This window comes from Bowmanella yangjiangensis, from assembly GCF_017255015.1.
Lineage (GTDB): Bacteria > Pseudomonadota > Gammaproteobacteria > Enterobacterales > Alteromonadaceae > Bowmanella > Bowmanella yangjiangensis.
In genome coordinates this window covers 36,719-52,084 of the sequence record NZ_JAFKCS010000010.1, presented here as the reverse complement: position 1 = coordinate 52,084, position 15,366 = coordinate 36,719, and the positions used below count along the sequence as shown (strand labels likewise).

Genomic DNA, 15,366 nt, shown 5'->3' with positions numbered 1-15,366 from the left:
CTAAATATTGATTAACAGCAGGGGAATCAAACGGCCGGTGGGGCGCGGGATAAGGCTTTGGCGTATTGGGCTTGTAAGTAGGGCGCAGTAAGGCGCTGGGCAATCAGGTCAGGGTAGTTTAGCTGAGCGTCAATAAGCTCAGCGTTATACGCGAAGTTTTTTAAGTCCTGGGCAAATAAGTCGCCGCATTTGATATTTTTAAGTTGCTGGGGAAGGTCTTCTGGTGCGTCGACAAACACGAAAGTGCCTGCTTGCCAGGAGGCTGACATGGACACCCACTTCATATCCCGGCCGGTACAAATCAGTACCTTGTCTTCGTCGCTGAAGCTGCGTGCCTGGGCCAAATGCTGGGATGCCTCAAACGCCAGGCTCAGGTTGTTGAGTATAAACAGCAACAACAGCAGAGGAGTAAACCAGATTTTGGTGCGGCGAATGAACAAGTGCCTGTCCAGATTGGAAAAACTGCCGTTAGTGTATGAAAACAGCCAACCTAGGGCAATATCCCTTTGGCGGTATTACTTGCGCTGGATCAGTCAAGTGTGAATGCCCCGGGTAGCAGTTCATTAACCTTCCAGTGCTTACAGAGTCCGCTATCACAAGTGGCAAAGATCTCGGCGTCAGGGGCAAAAAATTCCACTATTACCTGGCGGCAGGCGCCGCACGGGGAATATAAGGTCTCACCCGGCATATAAATCAGTAAGCTGTCAAAATCCGCCGCTTGTTTGCCCTGGGCAATGGCGCTGAAAATGGCCGTGCGTTCAGCACAGTTACATAAACCGTAGCTGGCATTTTCCACATTGCAGCCACTGATCAGACTACCGTCTTTTAACCTCAGTGCCGCACCAACCGGAAAACGGCTGTAAGGTACATAGGCTCTGGCTGCCGCCTGTTTAGCGACGCTATACAGCGGCATAAACGCGCTTGGCAGTGTTGGGGAATGGCTCATAAGGACACCTCGTCGCCTTCATTTAAAATAAGCAGGGGCACCTGGCTGTCTAACCTGTCGTACATGGCTAATAACCGCAACAGGGGGGAATGCGAACTGATGTCACCCATACCCCAACTGGCATTGCCATAGCCCCAGGGAAGCATGCTTTTACAGCCTAATTCTTTAGCAGCAATCAGCGCATCCTCTGGCGTGGTATGCACATAGCGATACCAGGCGCCGTTGTCTTCGTGGTGGTAAGAGGCCACCGGGATCAAACAGATATCAATATCGCCAAAACGCTGATGAATATCGCTAAAGTGTGGTGAATAGCCGGTGTCGCCAGCAAAAAACAGGGTTTTGCCCTGATGCTCAATCAGCCAGGCGCTCCAGAGTGCCTTTTCATTGTCATCATACAAAAATGGCACCCAGATACGGCCATTAAAATGATGGGCAGGCACAGAATGAATCCGGGTTTCGCCTAAGGTTTTACTGGCGTACCAATCCATTTCATTGATGGTATAACCGCCCTGGTCAAAATACTCGGCGCTACCTAAGCCAACAAAATATTCAGCCTGATTACCAATGGCCTCAATATCCGCCTTATTGAAATGGTCATAATGCAAATGCGAGTAAAGCACCGCGCGGGTCTGACTCAGTTGCTGGGCATCTGGCCAGAAGCCAGGCTGCCGACGGGCGTCGGCAAACCAATCGGCGGCCCAGTCTATCGGCCAGTCAAAGCCATCACTGACAGGGTCGAGCAAAATTTGCTGGCCATCCGGTGTTTGCACGACAAAACTGGCATGGCCTAACCAGCGCAAGCTAAAACCTGTGTTTGTGGTGACTTTTTGCGGGCCGGTATAACGACAATGCTGGCCAGGGGTTTCGCATAGAACGTGTTGATGGGCCGGATAGCAGTCATCCTCACAGGTCACCGGGTAAGTTTTTTTGCCTGGATAGAGATTATCGAAGCGGCCGTCTGATTGGATTTTAGCAATCGGCGTTTCTCCGCTTATCTGCTGCACATGGTTGCTTGCACAGGCAGACAGCAAGATGGTCAGGCCGATAAGAGGGGTTCTATACTTCATCTATGACTGTCTTGATTCTCGGCCAGCCAGTCTAAGGAGCGGCTGACCTTCTGCCAAGTTTGCTGTTTTAAAAAAATGTAACAAGCAGTGCAGGTAAAAAGACATTTTAGCCTTAACTGGCTTTGGGCCTGAAGGCATTAATCACGGACTCGTTGCACTGCAAATAAGGGCCATCCATCAGGTCCAGGCAATAAGGCACCGCTGGGAATACCGCATCCAGGCACTGGCGAATGGCTTTGGGTTTTCCAGGCAGATTGATAATTAAAGACTGGCCGCGCAAGCCTGCCGTCTGGCGTGACAAAATGGCGGTAGGCACATATTTTAGGCTTTCCATACGCATCAGTTCGCCAAAGCCCGGCATCATACGATCACATACTGCTTCGGTGGCTTCGGGGGTGACATCACGCTGGGCCGGGCCGGTACCACCGGTGGTTACCACTAAAGCACAACCTTCTACATCCACCAAGGCTTTAAGCGCATCTTCAATCAGCGGCTGCTCGTCTTCTACCAGACGATACACTGGCTGCCAGGCGCTGGTTAAATAGTCGTTTAGAGTGTCAATAATGGCAGGGCCGGATAAGTCCTCATACTGACCGCGGCTAGCCCGGTCGCTGACCGTCAGTATGCCGATTTTGGCAGGTAGTGACATAAGATTTCCTTGAATACGCTTGCGAGCGCTAAGCTTACCTGCACCTGCCACCTCTGCCAATATTGCGTTACTTGGACAATGCCATGGAGGTAATTTTGTTTGCCAACTCGGCGCTCGGAAAATCCTCGTCGTTGGACAATACCACCACAAAATAATCAAGGTCGTCGGAGCGGAGCAGGTAACTGCTAAATCCATCAATGCCGCCGCTATGCTGGTGGAATTCGTCACCCTTATTATTGGTGCTGATACTCCAACCTAGCGCATAGCCCGCCAGAAACGGAGTGAACATCAGGTGAGTTGACTGTTCAGAGATCAACAATCGCTGGTTAAGGGCGATGTGCCACTTGTATAAATCTTCCGCGGTAGAGGCCAAGGCACCTGCAGCATAAGGGATGGTCATATTGATCTTGTTAACCGGTTTTCCATCGGCATAACCCAAAGCAAACTCTGGATTAGTGGCCATATAGCCATATCCGCTGTTAGCCATACCCAAGGGTAAAAAGATCTCTTGTTCTATAAATTCGGCATAAGATAGACCCGTAACGGACTCAATAATAAAGCCCGCAATTACATAGTTTGAGTTGGAATATTGATACTTTGAACCGGGCTCAAATTCCAAATCATGACCACTGAATTTGGCAATCAATGCCTGGGGTGTCAGTTCGGTATATTTGTAATCCGCAAAGTTTGGCAGGGCAGTGTAATTAACAATACCACTGCTCATGTTGAGCAAATTCGTCAGGGTTATTTTTTCTGCTTTGGGAAAATCCGGCAGGTAAAGTGATAAGGGGTCATCAAGGGATAGTTGCCCACGTTCCTGTAAAATTAGCATGGCCATGGCGGTAAATTGCTTGGTAACAGACCCTATTAAGAAGCCGGTATTCGCACGATTTTCGGTGTTTTTCCCGCGGTCAGCTAAGCCAAAACCACGACTTAGCAGAATCTCACCGTTTTTGACCATCATCACAGAGCCAGAAAAAGGTTGAGACTCAACATAGTCTTCAATACTTTGTCCTTGCACTGGATCAGGCAGGGTAAGGTGTTTATCACTGTTACAGGCAAATAAACTCAGACCGAAGGCCAGAGCAGTGAAGATTTTAAAAATTGAATTGGTTTGCTTCATGTCATTCTGCATTAAGTAAATCAGTATGCTAGCAATCAAGACTGTTCAGATTCTTGGGGGGATTTGTTAAAAGCTGTAAAACTATATGTAGTTGGCGCACTTGTTGGCGTTCTGTTGAGAATCTCCGGCGCGCAACGTAAGCTTAGGTCACATTTTTTCATAGCCCGAGACGCTGCCTGCCATGAGCAAAAGTGACAATATTAAAGCCTATTCGGCACCCGCTGCTGGTTGGGGGGCGCTGAAAAGTGTCACTAAAGCCTGGGTCAGCAGTGAGAAACCACTGAAAAATCTCAGGGCCATGCTCAAAACCAACCAGGATCAGGGTTTCGATTGTCCCGGCTGCGCCTGGGGTGAATCCCCAGACAAGCATATGGTCAAGTTTTGTGAAAACGGCGCCAAGGCGGTGAACTGGGAGTCTACCGGGCGTTTGGTAACCCCGGCATTTTTTGCTAAATACACGGTCAGCCAGTTACGTAAGCAAAGCGATTACTGGTTGGAGTACCAAGGCCGTATTACCCATCCCATGCGTTACGATGCGCTCACCGATCATTACATACCCACCAGCTGGGATGACGCCTTTGCTTTAATTGCCCGTCATTTAAACGGCTTGGAGTCGCCCAATCAGGCTGAGTTTTACACTTCAGGCCGGGCCAGTAATGAAGCGGCTTATTTGTATCAGCTATTTGTGCGAGCCTTTGGTACCAATAACTTTCCTGATTGCTCGAACATGTGCCACGAAGCCAGTGGCCAGGGTATGGCAAGTACCATAGGGATAGGCAAGGGCACGGTTGTATTTAGCGACTTTGCCCTGGCCGATGCCATTTTTGTTATAGGTCAGAATCCTGGCACCAATCATCCACGTATGCTTGAGCCTTTGCGTGAAGCGGTTGCCCGGGGTGCTCAGGTGGTGTGCTTTAATCCGTTAAAAGAACGTGGATTACAGCGATTTCAGCACCCGCAGCATCCTTTTGAAATGCTTAGCAACGGCTCAGAGCCGACGAATACCGCCTATTTTTGCCCGAAGTTAGGCGGTGATATGGCCGCGCTACGCGGTATGGCCAAGTTTTTATTAGAGTGGGAGCGCGAGGCGCAAGTAGGTGGTCAACCTCCAGTATTTAACCATGACTTTATTCAAACTCATACCCAGGGGCTGGATGCGTATCTGGCCGAGGTGGATGGTACATCCTGGCAGCATATTGTTGAGCAGTCTGGGCTGTCTAAGGCCGATATTGAACTGGCAGCCAGGATGTTTTGCCGCGCAGATAAGGTGATTATGTGCTGGGCCATGGGCATTACCCAACATAAGCACTCAGTGGCCACAGTGCAGGAGATAGTTAACCTGCAGTTGCTGCGCGGTAATGTGGGTAAACCCGGCGCCGGATTATCGCCGGTACGAGGGCATAGCAATGTGCAAGGTGACAGAACCATGGGCATCAATGAAGTGCCGCCCGCCTGGTTTTTGGATGCCATTGAACAGCGTTTTCAGTTTCAGGTACCACGCCAGCGTGGCCACAATACAGTGCAGGCCATTCAGGCGATGGAGGCCAGGCAAGCCAAAGTGTTTATCGGGCTTGGCGGTAACTTTGCCCAGGCTACACCAGACACTCCTCGTACTCATGCCGCGCTGCAAAACTGCGATCTAACCGTTCAAATCAGCACTAAGCTAAATCGCTCGCATCTGACAACCGGTCATGACGCCTTGATCCTGCCTTGCTTGGGCCGCACCGAAGTGGATATGCAAGCTGCGGGGCAGCAAGGCATTACCGTGGAAGACACTTTTTCCATGGTGCACCTATCATTCGGCCAATTACCGCCTTGCTCTGAACAACTTCGCTCAGAGCCCGCCATAGTAGCAGGTATGGCAAAAGCCACCTTGGGCAATCAGCCGGTGGACTGGGAATATCTGATTGCCGATTACAGCCGCATTCGCGATCTTATCGCCGATACCATTCCCGGCTTTGCGGACTTTAACGCCAGATTACAACAGCCAGGCGGCTTTCATTTGGGTAATGCCGCGGCCGAGCGGCGCTGGAATACCCAAAGTGGCAAGGCCCAGTTTGGCCATAGCCCGTTACCCAGCCAATTGGTGAATGACAAAATTCTCGCCAGAGGCGATAAGCCGGACTTGATCCTGCAAACCTTGCGCTCACATGATCAATACAACACCACCTTGTATGGGCTGGATGATCGTTATCGGGGTGTATTCGGCCTGCGTGAAGTGCTGTTTGTAAACGAGGACGACATCCAGTGTCTGGGTTTTGCTGCTGGCGATAAAGTCGACATTATCTCGTTATGGGAAGATGGCCGGGAGCGGCGAATTTGCGGCTTTGAGTTGGTGGCTTACGATACGCCAAAGGGGCAGGCCGCCGCCTATTACCCGGAAACTAATCCATTGGTGCCGCTGGAAAGCTATGGCGATGGTACTTATACGCCGACCTCCAAATTTATCGCCATTAAACTGGAAAAAGCCTCACCCGATAAGCAAATCCCATCGAACCAAGTGTAAAAAATTAAAGGTTACTTTTTATATTACCCACTGGCAAACATTCACATGAATCTGCAAAATTTTAACGCTAGTTGTTCAAAGATTAGGATATGAAATTTAAGAATATCAATGTCTTTTTAACGACAGATATATATACACCTTCGGTTGTGCACTTATTCTACCTGCAGAACCTTTTCCAGTGTTCAAACACCTGTCAGGGGCATTTTTAATATAATGTTCATTTAGGTTACTTTCGAGATTGTTAATCAAATAACTACAGTTAGATTCAAACAGCGCCCAAACCTCTGTTAACTCCCATTCGGATTTTTTGCTGTCATATCTTCGGTAAATAGCATCAGTCGCATTTGTTCCACTCGCTTTCCCTATGTAGAACTTTGTAACCCCTCGCCCTTCTCGACAAATGGCGGAAATGCTCCTTTTCAGATGTTCTAGCAATTCATCAAAATTCTTTCCCGCCTTCAGGAACTCTCCAAACTCGACTTTGAGATTATTCATAGCCATATCCCTAACAATGAAGATTAAAAAATATCTCACTGAAGCAAAAACTACGAAATTTTAGTATATGCATTTGATGGTTGCTAATTACTACTTAAATCCTGCTTTTTTTGATGCATAGTTTATGTAGATAAAAACGTATTGTGTAAGGTACAAAGCAGAGTATGGCAGCATCTGACTACGCTCACCTTTTTCTATCCGTCACCCCTTAATCTCACTCAAAGGACTATATAGCCTGGGCGGACTACGACGGGGAAGATGGATAAAATTCAGCTGATGGCGGCGTGCCCAATCCACGGTTAACGCGGTGGGGGCTGACAGTGTTACCAGGGTGCTAATGCCAGCGCGTATCGCCTTTTGCACTAGCTCCAGGCTACCGCGACTGGTCAGCACTACCATTCCTTCCTTAGCAGAAAGGTTTTGCCGTAGCAGCGCGCCAATCAGTTTATCCAGGGCATTGTGACGGCCAATATCCTCCCGGCACAGCTGAATATTTCCCCCAGCATCCAGATACAGTGCCGCATGCATGGCACCCGAGCTTTTTGTCGCCTGTTGAACCTCGGTTATCTTATCCCTAAGCCCAATGAAATGTTCCATGGGCGGCAGTGGCTGGGGTGTGAGTGGCGGTAGCTCAGGCAGCGCCTGGGCTATAGCCTCAACACCACATAAACCACAGCTGCTGGTGCCAGCCATCTGACGGCGCTGTTTTTTCAGCTGCCAAAATGCCCGGCTGGAAAGTTCCACCTCGACAACTGCAGACTCATCCCCAGGTTGGATATTGACGGCATAGATTTGCCCGGCAGCATTAATAATGCCGCTGGTAAAGCTAAAGCCCAGTACAAAGTCTTCAAGATCTTGCGGTGATACCATCATCACTGCCTGACTGATGCCGTTGTAACTGATGGCAAGGGCGATTTCTGCCGCCAGAGGAAACTGGCTGCATTGTTTTTCGCCATTGAGCTCCTGGTAACGATAAGGCGTTGGCTGCTCTGTTGTTTTAGTTAAATCCTGAGACATATTTCACTTTAAACTGGGTTGCTGAGCTTTGGCCTTTTACTGTTTATACCAATCACTGTGGCGACTGTCCTGTGGCTTGTTGCCACTGGGCTGGCGTATTCAGATTACGGAGTTGTGGCGCTAGATCAGCCGGGCAGGGTAGCGCTATGGCATTAATGTGGTGTAGTAGCGCTTTGACCCGCCCTTGCCCTTGCGTAGCAAGTAGGTGCTGTAAAAAATCTCTGGCAGCCTGAGTAACTGGCAAATACATGGGTAAATAGCAATCTGCAAAATAACAAGCACTGGCCCGGGCCTGGCCAGCATTGATTAAGTGTTGTAACAACTCAGGGCTGGCAAAAGGCATATCCACAGGCAGCACCACTAAACTGCTGCCTATCGTTTGGTGCATCAGCGCTGAATAAATGCCGCCAAGAGGCCCCGCATCTGGGTAAATATCCGCTAAGAAGCCAGGCTGATTTCGACTCACCAGCACCTCTTCGCAACCACTTTGGCGCAGCAACGCCTCAGCCCACGTCAATAAAGACGTTCCAGCAAAGGCCAGAAGTGCTTTATCTTGTTGCATACGGCTAGATTTGCCGCCAGCCAATACCAACCCAACCAACATTTTTACTCCTGGTAGAGAAAAGCGCGAATGGTCTCGCGCGACCCAAACAGTTTCCACTAATTCACCGCCTTTGGCATCTTTCAATTAAGGCACGTATGAATAGCGAAGGAACAGAAAAACTACCTTGGGAATAGATCTATGCTCTTGGCCATATTTGATTCTGTTACCGGATTCAAATGGCAAAATGCTTTCGATCACAAACCCAACTTCCTTTCAAGTAGGAAAGCATAAAAGCGTGACAGGACATTTTGTCCAAGCTAGATTTGTCAGGCTGCTAAGAGCAACCTTAGATAGGTAGACTTTAAGCCTGCAAGACGACTAAGTTAGAGTTAGATTTACTTATCCTTATACTGAGGTTAACCAAGAAGCAAAGCATAGCGGTTTTGTGAAGCACAGATCAGCTGCACAGCTTATTGCCGAACGTCTTTGCCCATCCAGACCAGGTATCTGACTGGCCAGAATACCAAGCGCAACTGAACACCTGGCTGCAAACAATCCTCACAAACTAATCCATATAAAGGGGCATAAGCGCCCCTTACTCTCACAATTCTCGAGTTCCTATAATGTATATTATGTTAAATAGACTTTATTGGGATAAAAGGTGTAAAAGGCATGGTTGGCGCTTACTCAGTAGCCTACGCCCTATTTCCAGAAGTTTTGGGAAATCACTATGGATAAGAAAAATTCAGTAAAAAAATTTTCAAAAAAATTGCCTTCAGTTAGTAAAAGTTTTCCATTAGCGCTCAATAATCTTCCACCTGATGCGCAATCGTTTATCGATTCACCTTTTGATCGTCAATGCTGGCTTGCTGGAATCATCCACGGCGGTATGTCACGTACAGAAGCATTAGAAAAAGTATGTGAAACTTTGCTTGTTAGTGAGTCCACGGCTAAGCGCTGGCTGTCTGGCCGTGCTCAGCCTCACCCATGCGCTGTGCTGTATTTGTTGGCTCATTACCGAGGGGTTCCCCCTGGCAAGGATTGGACTGGATGGCGGTTTGTTGGCAATGCCTTGGTTAGTCCTAACGGTGAGTCAATCACCCCGGAGATTCACAGACGGTTGTATTGGCTTACCAATGAGATCCGAATAATGCGGGATGAAACTGGGACGGCCAGAGCCAAAGTAAGAATGTTGGAATCTATTGGCGCTGCCGACCGTTTAGATAAAGTTCGTCTTGCATCCAAACTTCTTAGTGAAGTTATGTCTGTTGGAGTGTGACAAGTCACGTTTTTTAACCTTTGGCTGTGTTCAATCTTGTGAGTATGATTGGCACATCGCCAAGGTCTTATGGAAATATTTATGAAAGAAGAAAGAAGTATTTTTAGGCTGAAATTGTTTTGGTTTGCGGTTGCAGTCCCTGCCGTTGTTTCTTTAGTTTCATTTTGGTGCATATTTAAACATACTGATTTAATACCAGACCCTTCATCGGCTGGATGGAATAACTTTATAGAAATTTTTAAGTTTCCAATCGGTGCATTAGCCGCTGCCATCCCTCTAACAGCTTTGGTTGCAGCAAACCACAGATCTAAACAAACCGCTGAGTCACTTAGAAGAAACTCTATTAATCAGTCTTTTTCCAACTATTTTAAGCATCGAGAAGAGTTCTTTAAGTTGTTAGAACAGCTAAGTAACGAGCATGGAATCGAATTCTACGAGTCATCTAGGTTTTACAAAAACTTGTTCCCTACTAACTCTGTGCACTATGTTGACCCTGTATCTAGGATTATATTGGAACCGAATAACTCTCTGTTGAACTTTCAAGCTAAGAAATTGAATGAAATAATGGAACTTACTGAAAAATATGATGTAAATGAAAAAACAGTACAAGACTTTTATACTGAGCTTTTCCTAATTTCAACCGCTCTAAATTTCACAGTTAAGGAAGGAATTAATATCAGCTTTCTAGGACATGAACGTTTTAAAAATATGAAAGAATTCAACGTGGCTTATACTATTGATTCTCCATTAAAGCACTGTTACATACTTAGTTCCGTCATCATATCTTTAGCTGATTTTTGTCATGTAAACCTGGAGCAGTTTGTTGGAATGTATATGTCTCCTGAGTTTAAAGAGAAGGCTTATGAAGTTCTAAATCCTTCAATCATTTAAGCTGGCAAGCACAGAAAGCGCGTTTTTTACCTGCTGCACTTTATCGGAGAGTTCCCGGTTGGCCCGCTTAAGTGCAGCTATTTCGCTTCTTAAGTCCTGCTCTGTTTTGCACATGTTGGGATAACTTAACACAGCATGAAGTGCTGCTTTGCTGGCCGTGTTGGTTTGAGTGGCGTTCTTGATGGCATTAATTGCCTGCTCGAACTCTGGTGTGTCGTTTGAGATTTTAACTAGCATTGGTACCATTCTGCTTGTTCCTGGATTTCTGCAGAATACCTTTTTAGTACCAAAAAGAAAACCAAGTTCAGCTGGCCGGCTTAACTTTTAGTACCATAATTGGCGACGTCATTTACCAGGTAAACATAAAAAAGGTACCAATCAGGTACCTTTCATTTCTAGCCTCGTTATCCGCATATGTAGCTTGAACATCAGTAACAAAATCAAAGCCGTGTTTATGTCCAGGCTCGACAGCATATCAACAACTAACTTATCCATACTTACCCTTTAATCTTCCTAATGCCATTTACCAGGGCCGGGGCAGCATGTTTAAGCTCTACAATTCCCCATACTCCACCGTTAATAGCGATAAACGTTTGTACATACCAATCCGGCGCTTTCTCCAAATTGGTGAATATCTGCGCCCCGGTGTCCGGCCAAATGACCGTGACAACCAGGGGAACAGAAAACAATGAAAAGCTCACAATGCGTAAAAATCTGTCCCTGGATTCAAGGCTTGCCATTTCCCAGTCGTGGTTATAGTCCTGTTCGCTCTCGGCCAGTCGCTGCTTGTTCTTCAGAACAGACAATTTAACCTGGTGTTTTTGCTCCTGGCGTTCTTTGAAGTACGTAACGCCTTCTTTAACGATGTCCATAATTAAGCCGAACATGGGTTAGTCCTCTATCCTGATTTCATCAGGCAGCACGACCAGGGAACGCCCCTGGCTGATTGCATCGCGGTATTGGGGCAGCAAGTAGCCCCCAACGCTCATAACCCGATTAATCAGTCCCTGGTTATCAGGATGCATCTTGGCCCATGCAATTTCCCAACTGTCCATCAGTTGCCAGTCTGGATCAAAGTGCTTCTTGAGCATCACAATTCCAGCGCCCGACGCCTGTATGCTGTCCCCAAGGTGCAAATCCCAGTTAGCTTTGATTGTGTCTATCCCCTGCCCGATTTTGTCCGCTACGGGCTTTAGCGGCTGCAATAGCTTTAAGCCCTTGTGGGCGGCATACAGCACACCCAGGGAAAGCACACCCAACACCGCAAAAGACGCCTTGTCGCTAAGCAATGCCATAATTGACCACCTTAGTTAAATCAAAATAATCAGGTAGCGGCTTGCCGCTGGTGAGGCCCGCAAGTACCGCATCAGCAATCAGCTCCTTGTCATAAGGCTGCTGCCCGTTCTCATGCAGGATCATTGTGTCGACCATAGCCGTTAGTTGTCTGGCGCTGGTAATTGGATCATGCGGGCCAATGCCGACCTTTTGGCTAATGTGGGCAATGTAAGCGCTGGTGTTGTTCTCTACGTCCGGGGCGAATTCATCCAGCAAGGCAGCGATAGTGTTCTTGCCTTTCAGATAGTCATTTTTAATGTCATTGGCAGCGGCCCTGATGCCATACCAGGGCGTTTCAAAAATACTAAAAATACCATCGTCGCCGACTTTACCCCGCCAAGGAATATCAAACTCCTTCATGTTAAGGGGGTTGTTGTTACGGATGCCTCTCGGCATGCGTGAGTTGTTCATAAGATAGATTCCTGTAACGGTTGCAATTAAGAGAACGGCGGCCAGCTTCATCGCCCAGGCCGCTCTTGGTCTGTACCATCTGCGAGGATTTCAGCGCTACGGCCAGCGGCGATAATGCCGACTTGCTCTAAATAGCCGATGCCCTGGACGGTTTCGGGAAAGTCCAAGTCCACATAGGTGGACGCCATCAGACGCTTCTCTAAAACGCGCACCTTTGGATCCGTGCTGGTTTCAATCAAAACATCTTCATCCAGGGTGAACCGGCGACGGAAAGAACCGACACTGATAACGCGGATAGGCTCGGGCGCTGCCTCTTGTGGTTTGATTCTGTAACCTTTTTCAACTTGAGTAACTTCGCCTGTCTCAGGGTTAACAGAAGGCCCATAGATTTTTTCGTGAATGTCAGGATTAAAGCTCATGAATAAATCCCTCCGAAAACAGTTGCACCTACATCTGTTCCGCCGTTTTTCCTGGCACTGATAACAATGCTGGTATCAAAAGGCACACCCAAAATTGACTCAGAGTTAGTAATGTCAACAGGAGCAACTTGGTTACTCCCGTTGCCTTGCCCAAGGTCATCTACCACGGTTACCCCATCGGCAATGATTCGCCAGCCAAGGTTGCTAGTGCTCTTACATTTGGTTATCAACCCTGAGCCGCTATAGTTGAAAATTTCAATGTGACTGCTACTTGATACAACTCCATATGCAAGGCGTGACGAAGCGGCATTTAATAGAGTTTGTGTTACCCCGAAGCGCTTAGCTGATTTATCAGCAAGCCCATTGATTAGCCCGCCCAAGTAGTTGCGGTTGTCAAAAATGGCATCGTTGTTGTAACTGATGCGCTCCAAAATGCTACCCGGCTCGGTACTTTGCAGCTCGGCCATCAGATTAGAAATCCAGACGCGGACACTGTTAGGTGAATCGGCGCGGGTGATAAAGTTGTATATCTGTGACGATAGTTCGTCCCTGATGTTGTCCCAAAGGCTGGCACCGTCAACCTTTGACATTAATAGCGCCTCGACAGCGGCAAGCAATGCATCAAATAGAGGCTGGTTTACAGATGGATCTTGCGGATTGTTAAACGCCATTATCTATCTCCCCACATCACGGACACCGTGGCGGCCACGAGTGACGTGTTATGCACATATACCGCGCCCACTGTTTCAACTTCTGCAGAAGCTATCGAATCGATAGAACCACGAAGGATCGCGCCCCGGTTCGCGGCCACGGTTGCCCCGCCAACTCTTAGCGTTGTTGGCTCGGTGCTTATGTTTTGCAGCGTCACAACGCGCCTTGCTTTGGTTGTTGAACCAAGTATTTGCACCTTGGCCCCGGCAGCAACCGAAATATCTATGGCATCACTTACAGCATTAGGGCTTTGACTGGTCATCGTGCCGTTTTCAACTGTCGCCTGTGCGGTTACCTGGATAGCGTCACGGATACTGTCAATGCTGCCGCCGCTAATCGTCACCGCGCCGCCATCACTGGAGGCAATAGGAATAGTGGTGGACTGCAAATCAAGGGTTACTGGCGCACTGTCCAGGTTCTTGACGTAAATCAGCCGCACGGCCTCCAGGGTGACAACATCGGCCTGTTTAATGCGGGTTTCCGGCAGGCCAATATCAGGATTGGAAATCACAATATGCCCCTCTACCCGGCGACAAATCAGATATTTGCCGGACAGGTTAAAGGGCTGGATTTCTCCAGGTTGTAAAATCATGCTCTGGCCCTCCGTCCGCTAATGGCATACGTGACACCGCCCACGGTTAGCGCAACGGCTACGCCGATAAGTACCTTTTTCACCATATCAATCATGAGATCCTGTCCGCCCAGGGCGGTGGTTTGAATCAGTGCCGCGTTACGCTCCATTGCCGCTGTGGTGGCTGCAATGGCCTTGTCGGTGTTCTCCGTGCTTGATTTTGTTACACCAGCAATAGCGGCCTCGCTGCCTTCAAGTAAGCCTTGCATCGCTTCGGATGCAGTGTCACGCATTCCCGCTATAGAACTTTTCGCGGTGTTCTCAGCGGTTATCATGGCGTCACGGCTTACCCGTTCGTTACTGGCAACCGCATCCCGACCAAAGTCCATGGCCTCTCTTGCGGTGTTCTCGGCTACCTGGGTAGCCAAATAGGTTTGCTCGGTGGCTCCTTTAATGGCTTCGGTGGACACATCGCGCATAGCTGATATGGCCCCGCCATCCACAATGGTGACGTTGCCCCCGATATTGGAACCGGCCCCCCATCCCTCATTGCTGATCTCAACTATGGAGTTATCCGAATTGTCCTGGTTAAAGTCGAAACTGGAGTTATCCGAATTGTCCGTGAAGTGTTCAGAGTTATCCGCCCAGGACACTTGGGTATTCTGGTTCGACGTATGCTGTGTTTGGCTGCTGCGGCTGCTACTGCCCATGGCCTACAGTCTCCCGTAAAAAACAAATGTAATAGTGCGTCTCGGCTTCCCTATAAAAGCGCACCGACACGCCTGCAATTCTGGCTAAGGCCAATCCGGCTAGCTGATTTTTGGGGTGGTAACGGATGCAATCAAAGCCCATGGCCCTGGCTTTGGCGATGATGGCCCGAAGAGGTGATCTGAGCTGTTTACCCTCAGCACAGACCACAACCAGCTCTTTTCCCCTGGTGGTCACTTCATGCCGAAGCACAAAATGACAGCTACCCAGGGAAAAGAACTCAGCCAATCCATCGGCCACTTCGGCGGCAATCTCGGCGGCGTCCGTGCCTGCCGCTTTGCTAACCAGGGCTATCTGTTCAGCGCTTCTTTTTACTAAACGCATACAGCGCAAGCCCCGCTAGCAGAAGGCCGCCCCCAATCATTAACTGTTGATTGGTTAAGCCGCTGCCGCCCTGGCCGTTAAACGTGCCGATGTTGAAGCCGTTATTACCAGCCTGATCACCTGTACCACTACCCGCGCTGGAGCTGTTAGACAGGCCGCCGCCCCCGGTCAGACTGCCTATCATTTCACTGTCCTCCGGCGTGGGTGGAAACGCTCAGCGGGAATGCCCTGGGTATTCACCGTGGGCGTGTACGCTGTGACCGCTTGGCGGCCTGTTTGCGGGTTGTGGCGGGTAATCTGGCTCACTTCC

At 48.7% G+C, this 15,366-nt stretch carries 21 protein-coding genes; 3 read left to right on the top strand and 18 right to left on the bottom strand.

All coding sequences use genetic code 11. The features are described 5' to 3' along the window. Positions 1-26 precede the first annotated feature (26 nt). From J0A65_RS11755 to J0A65_RS11735, 5 genes are all read right to left on the bottom strand, one after another. Complete coding sequence (locus J0A65_RS11755) at positions 27-440, bottom strand: hypothetical protein (protein WP_206594383.1); 414 nt, start codon at positions 438-440, stop codon at positions 27-29. Between the two features lie 89 nt (positions 441-529). Then, positions 530-946 carry a cytidine deaminase gene (cdd, locus tag J0A65_RS11750; RefSeq protein ID WP_232849907.1) on the bottom strand — a complete coding sequence of 139 codons (417 nt, stop codon included), beginning with the start codon at positions 944-946 and terminating at the stop codon, positions 530-532. Continuing rightward, entirely contained in the window at positions 943-2,013 is a 1,071-nt protein-coding gene (locus J0A65_RS11745) for an MBL fold metallo-hydrolase (RefSeq protein ID WP_206594382.1), read from the bottom strand. Before J0A65_RS11745 ends, cdd begins: the two co-directional genes overlap by 4 nt. 112 nt (positions 2,014-2,125) lie before the next feature. Further along, positions 2,126-2,662: a molybdopterin adenylyltransferase gene (gene mog, locus J0A65_RS11740; protein ID WP_206594381.1), complete on the bottom strand. Its 537-nt coding sequence runs from the start codon at positions 2,660-2,662 to the stop codon at positions 2,126-2,128. Positions 2,663-2,729: 67 nt separating this feature from the next. Next, positions 2,730-3,785: a serine hydrolase domain-containing protein gene (locus J0A65_RS11735; protein ID WP_206594380.1), complete on the bottom strand. Its 1,056-nt coding sequence runs from the start codon at positions 3,783-3,785 to the stop codon at positions 2,730-2,732. A 181-nt stretch (positions 3,786-3,966) separates the two neighbouring features. Between J0A65_RS11735 and J0A65_RS11730 the strand changes: the two genes are divergently transcribed. Next, the gene (locus J0A65_RS11730; RefSeq protein WP_206594379.1) at positions 3,967-6,291 is read left to right on the top strand and encodes an FdhF/YdeP family oxidoreductase; all 2,325 of its coding nucleotides are present in this window, start codon (positions 3,967-3,969) and stop codon (positions 6,289-6,291) included. Between the two features lie 105 nt (positions 6,292-6,396). On the opposite strand, the gene J0A65_RS11725 is transcribed toward J0A65_RS11730, so the two are convergent. The 3 genes from J0A65_RS11725 to mobA form a co-directional block, all read right to left on the bottom strand. Continuing rightward, entirely contained in the window at positions 6,397-6,786 is a 390-nt protein-coding gene (locus J0A65_RS11725; RefSeq protein WP_206594378.1) for a hypothetical protein, read from the bottom strand. Positions 6,787-6,987: 201 nt separating this feature from the next. Further along, the gene (gene fdhD, locus J0A65_RS11720; RefSeq protein WP_206594377.1) at positions 6,988-7,803 is read right to left on the bottom strand and encodes a formate dehydrogenase accessory sulfurtransferase FdhD; all 816 of its coding nucleotides are present in this window, start codon (positions 7,801-7,803) and stop codon (positions 6,988-6,990) included. A gap of 52 nt (positions 7,804-7,855) precedes the next feature. Beyond that, the gene (mobA, locus tag J0A65_RS11715; protein ID WP_206594376.1) at positions 7,856-8,407 is read right to left on the bottom strand and encodes a molybdenum cofactor guanylyltransferase; all 552 of its coding nucleotides are present in this window, start codon (positions 8,405-8,407) and stop codon (positions 7,856-7,858) included. Positions 8,408-9,077: 670 nt separating this feature from the next. Here mobA and J0A65_RS11710 point away from each other — a divergent pair. Both J0A65_RS11710 and J0A65_RS11705 read left to right on the top strand, forming a co-directional pair. Further along, positions 9,078-9,626, top strand: coding sequence for a DUF3653 domain-containing protein (locus tag J0A65_RS11710; RefSeq protein ID WP_206594375.1), 549 nt, complete (start codon positions 9,078-9,080; stop codon positions 9,624-9,626). Between the two features lie 81 nt (positions 9,627-9,707). Further along, on the top strand, positions 9,708-10,517 hold the full coding sequence (locus J0A65_RS11705) for a hypothetical protein (RefSeq protein ID WP_206594374.1): 810 nt from the start codon (positions 9,708-9,710) through the stop codon (positions 10,515-10,517). Here the strand turns inward: J0A65_RS11705 and J0A65_RS11700 are convergent. The 10 genes from J0A65_RS11700 to J0A65_RS11655 form a co-directional block, all read right to left on the bottom strand. After that, positions 10,506-10,754 carry a hypothetical protein gene (locus J0A65_RS11700; RefSeq protein WP_206594373.1) on the bottom strand — a complete coding sequence of 83 codons (249 nt, stop codon included), beginning with the start codon at positions 10,752-10,754 and terminating at the stop codon, positions 10,506-10,508. The genes J0A65_RS11705 and J0A65_RS11700 overlap by 12 nt on opposite strands. 260 nt (positions 10,755-11,014) lie before the next feature. Then, the gene (locus tag J0A65_RS11695; protein ID WP_206594372.1) at positions 11,015-11,404 is read right to left on the bottom strand and encodes a hypothetical protein; all 390 of its coding nucleotides are present in this window, start codon (positions 11,402-11,404) and stop codon (positions 11,015-11,017) included. A 3-nt stretch (positions 11,405-11,407) separates the two neighbouring features. Continuing rightward, entirely contained in the window at positions 11,408-11,812 is a 405-nt protein-coding gene (locus J0A65_RS11690) for a hypothetical protein (protein WP_206594371.1), read from the bottom strand. Next, positions 11,799-12,314 carry a virion protein gene (locus tag J0A65_RS11685; RefSeq protein WP_206594370.1) on the bottom strand — a complete coding sequence of 172 codons (516 nt, stop codon included), beginning with the start codon at positions 12,312-12,314 and terminating at the stop codon, positions 11,799-11,801. The genes J0A65_RS11690 and J0A65_RS11685 overlap by 14 nt, the downstream gene beginning before the upstream one ends. Then, a complete protein-coding gene (locus tag J0A65_RS11680; protein WP_206594369.1) occupies positions 12,311-12,682 on the bottom strand; it encodes a hypothetical protein in 372 nt (123 codons plus the stop codon). The genes J0A65_RS11685 and J0A65_RS11680 overlap by 4 nt, the downstream gene beginning before the upstream one ends. Beyond that, positions 12,679-13,353 carry a hypothetical protein gene (locus J0A65_RS11675; protein ID WP_206594368.1) on the bottom strand — a complete coding sequence of 225 codons (675 nt, stop codon included), beginning with the start codon at positions 13,351-13,353 and terminating at the stop codon, positions 12,679-12,681. Before J0A65_RS11675 ends, J0A65_RS11680 begins: the two co-directional genes overlap by 4 nt. Continuing rightward, the gene (locus J0A65_RS11670) at positions 13,353-13,985 is read right to left on the bottom strand and encodes a hypothetical protein (RefSeq protein WP_206594367.1); all 633 of its coding nucleotides are present in this window, start codon (positions 13,983-13,985) and stop codon (positions 13,353-13,355) included. The genes J0A65_RS11675 and J0A65_RS11670 overlap by 1 nt, the downstream gene beginning before the upstream one ends. Beyond that, a complete protein-coding gene (locus J0A65_RS11665) occupies positions 13,982-14,674 on the bottom strand; it encodes a hypothetical protein (RefSeq protein ID WP_206594366.1) in 693 nt (230 codons plus the stop codon). The genes J0A65_RS11670 and J0A65_RS11665 overlap by 4 nt, the downstream gene beginning before the upstream one ends. Next, complete coding sequence (locus J0A65_RS11660; RefSeq protein ID WP_206594365.1) at positions 14,664-15,056, bottom strand: hypothetical protein; 393 nt, start codon at positions 15,054-15,056, stop codon at positions 14,664-14,666. Before J0A65_RS11660 ends, J0A65_RS11665 begins: the two co-directional genes overlap by 11 nt. Continuing rightward, positions 15,031-15,240 (bottom strand): LPXTG cell wall anchor domain-containing protein, encoded by a 210-nt coding sequence (locus J0A65_RS11655; RefSeq protein WP_206594364.1) that lies wholly within the window; start codon positions 15,238-15,240, stop codon positions 15,031-15,033. Before J0A65_RS11655 ends, J0A65_RS11660 begins: the two co-directional genes overlap by 26 nt. Between the last annotated feature and the right edge of the window lie 126 nt (positions 15,241-15,366).

Excerpts from the sequence above, each read along its gene's own strand:
- cdd (WP_232849907.1), bottom strand. The coding sequence starts at position 946 with ATGAGCCATTCCCCAACACTGCCAAGCGCGTTTATGCCGCTGTATAGC.
- J0A65_RS11745 (WP_206594382.1), bottom strand. The coding sequence starts at position 2,013 with ATGAAGTATAGAACCCCTCTTATCGGCCTGACCATCTTGCTGTCTGCC.
- mog (WP_206594381.1), bottom strand. The coding sequence starts at position 2,662 with ATGTCACTACCTGCCAAAATCGGCATACTGACGGTCAGCGACCGGGCT.
- J0A65_RS11735 (WP_206594380.1), bottom strand. The coding sequence starts at position 3,785 with ATGAAGCAAACCAATTCAATTTTTAAAATCTTCACTGCTCTGGCCTTC.
- J0A65_RS11730 (WP_206594379.1), top strand. The coding sequence starts at position 3,967 with ATGAGCAAAAGTGACAATATTAAAGCCTATTCGGCACCCGCTGCTGGT.
- J0A65_RS11725 (WP_206594378.1), bottom strand. The coding sequence starts at position 6,786 with ATGAATAATCTCAAAGTCGAGTTTGGAGAGTTCCTGAAGGCGGGAAAG.
- fdhD (WP_206594377.1), bottom strand. The coding sequence starts at position 7,803 with ATGTCTCAGGATTTAACTAAAACAACAGAGCAGCCAACGCCTTATCGT.
- mobA (WP_206594376.1), bottom strand. The coding sequence starts at position 8,407 with ATGTTGGTTGGGTTGGTATTGGCTGGCGGCAAATCTAGCCGTATGCAA.
- J0A65_RS11710 (WP_206594375.1), top strand. The coding sequence starts at position 9,078 with ATGGATAAGAAAAATTCAGTAAAAAAATTTTCAAAAAAATTGCCTTCA.
- J0A65_RS11705 (WP_206594374.1), top strand. The coding sequence starts at position 9,708 with ATGAAAGAAGAAAGAAGTATTTTTAGGCTGAAATTGTTTTGGTTTGCG.
- J0A65_RS11700 (WP_206594373.1), bottom strand. The coding sequence starts at position 10,754 with ATGCTAGTTAAAATCTCAAACGACACACCAGAGTTCGAGCAGGCAATT.
- J0A65_RS11695 (WP_206594372.1), bottom strand. The coding sequence starts at position 11,404 with ATGTTCGGCTTAATTATGGACATCGTTAAAGAAGGCGTTACGTACTTC.
- J0A65_RS11690 (WP_206594371.1), bottom strand. The coding sequence starts at position 11,812 with ATGGCATTGCTTAGCGACAAGGCGTCTTTTGCGGTGTTGGGTGTGCTT.
- J0A65_RS11685 (WP_206594370.1), bottom strand. The coding sequence starts at position 12,314 with ATGAAGCTGGCCGCCGTTCTCTTAATTGCAACCGTTACAGGAATCTAT.
- J0A65_RS11680 (WP_206594369.1), bottom strand. The coding sequence starts at position 12,682 with ATGAGCTTTAATCCTGACATTCACGAAAAAATCTATGGGCCTTCTGTT.
- J0A65_RS11675 (WP_206594368.1), bottom strand. The coding sequence starts at position 13,353 with ATGGCGTTTAACAATCCGCAAGATCCATCTGTAAACCAGCCTCTATTT.
- J0A65_RS11670 (WP_206594367.1), bottom strand. The coding sequence starts at position 13,985 with ATGATTTTACAACCTGGAGAAATCCAGCCCTTTAACCTGTCCGGCAAA.
- J0A65_RS11665 (WP_206594366.1), bottom strand. The coding sequence starts at position 14,674 with ATGGGCAGTAGCAGCCGCAGCAGCCAAACACAGCATACGTCGAACCAG.
- J0A65_RS11660 (WP_206594365.1), bottom strand. The coding sequence starts at position 15,056 with ATGCGTTTAGTAAAAAGAAGCGCTGAACAGATAGCCCTGGTTAGCAAA.
- J0A65_RS11655 (WP_206594364.1), bottom strand. The coding sequence starts at position 15,240 with ATGATAGGCAGTCTGACCGGGGGCGGCGGCCTGTCTAACAGCTCCAGC.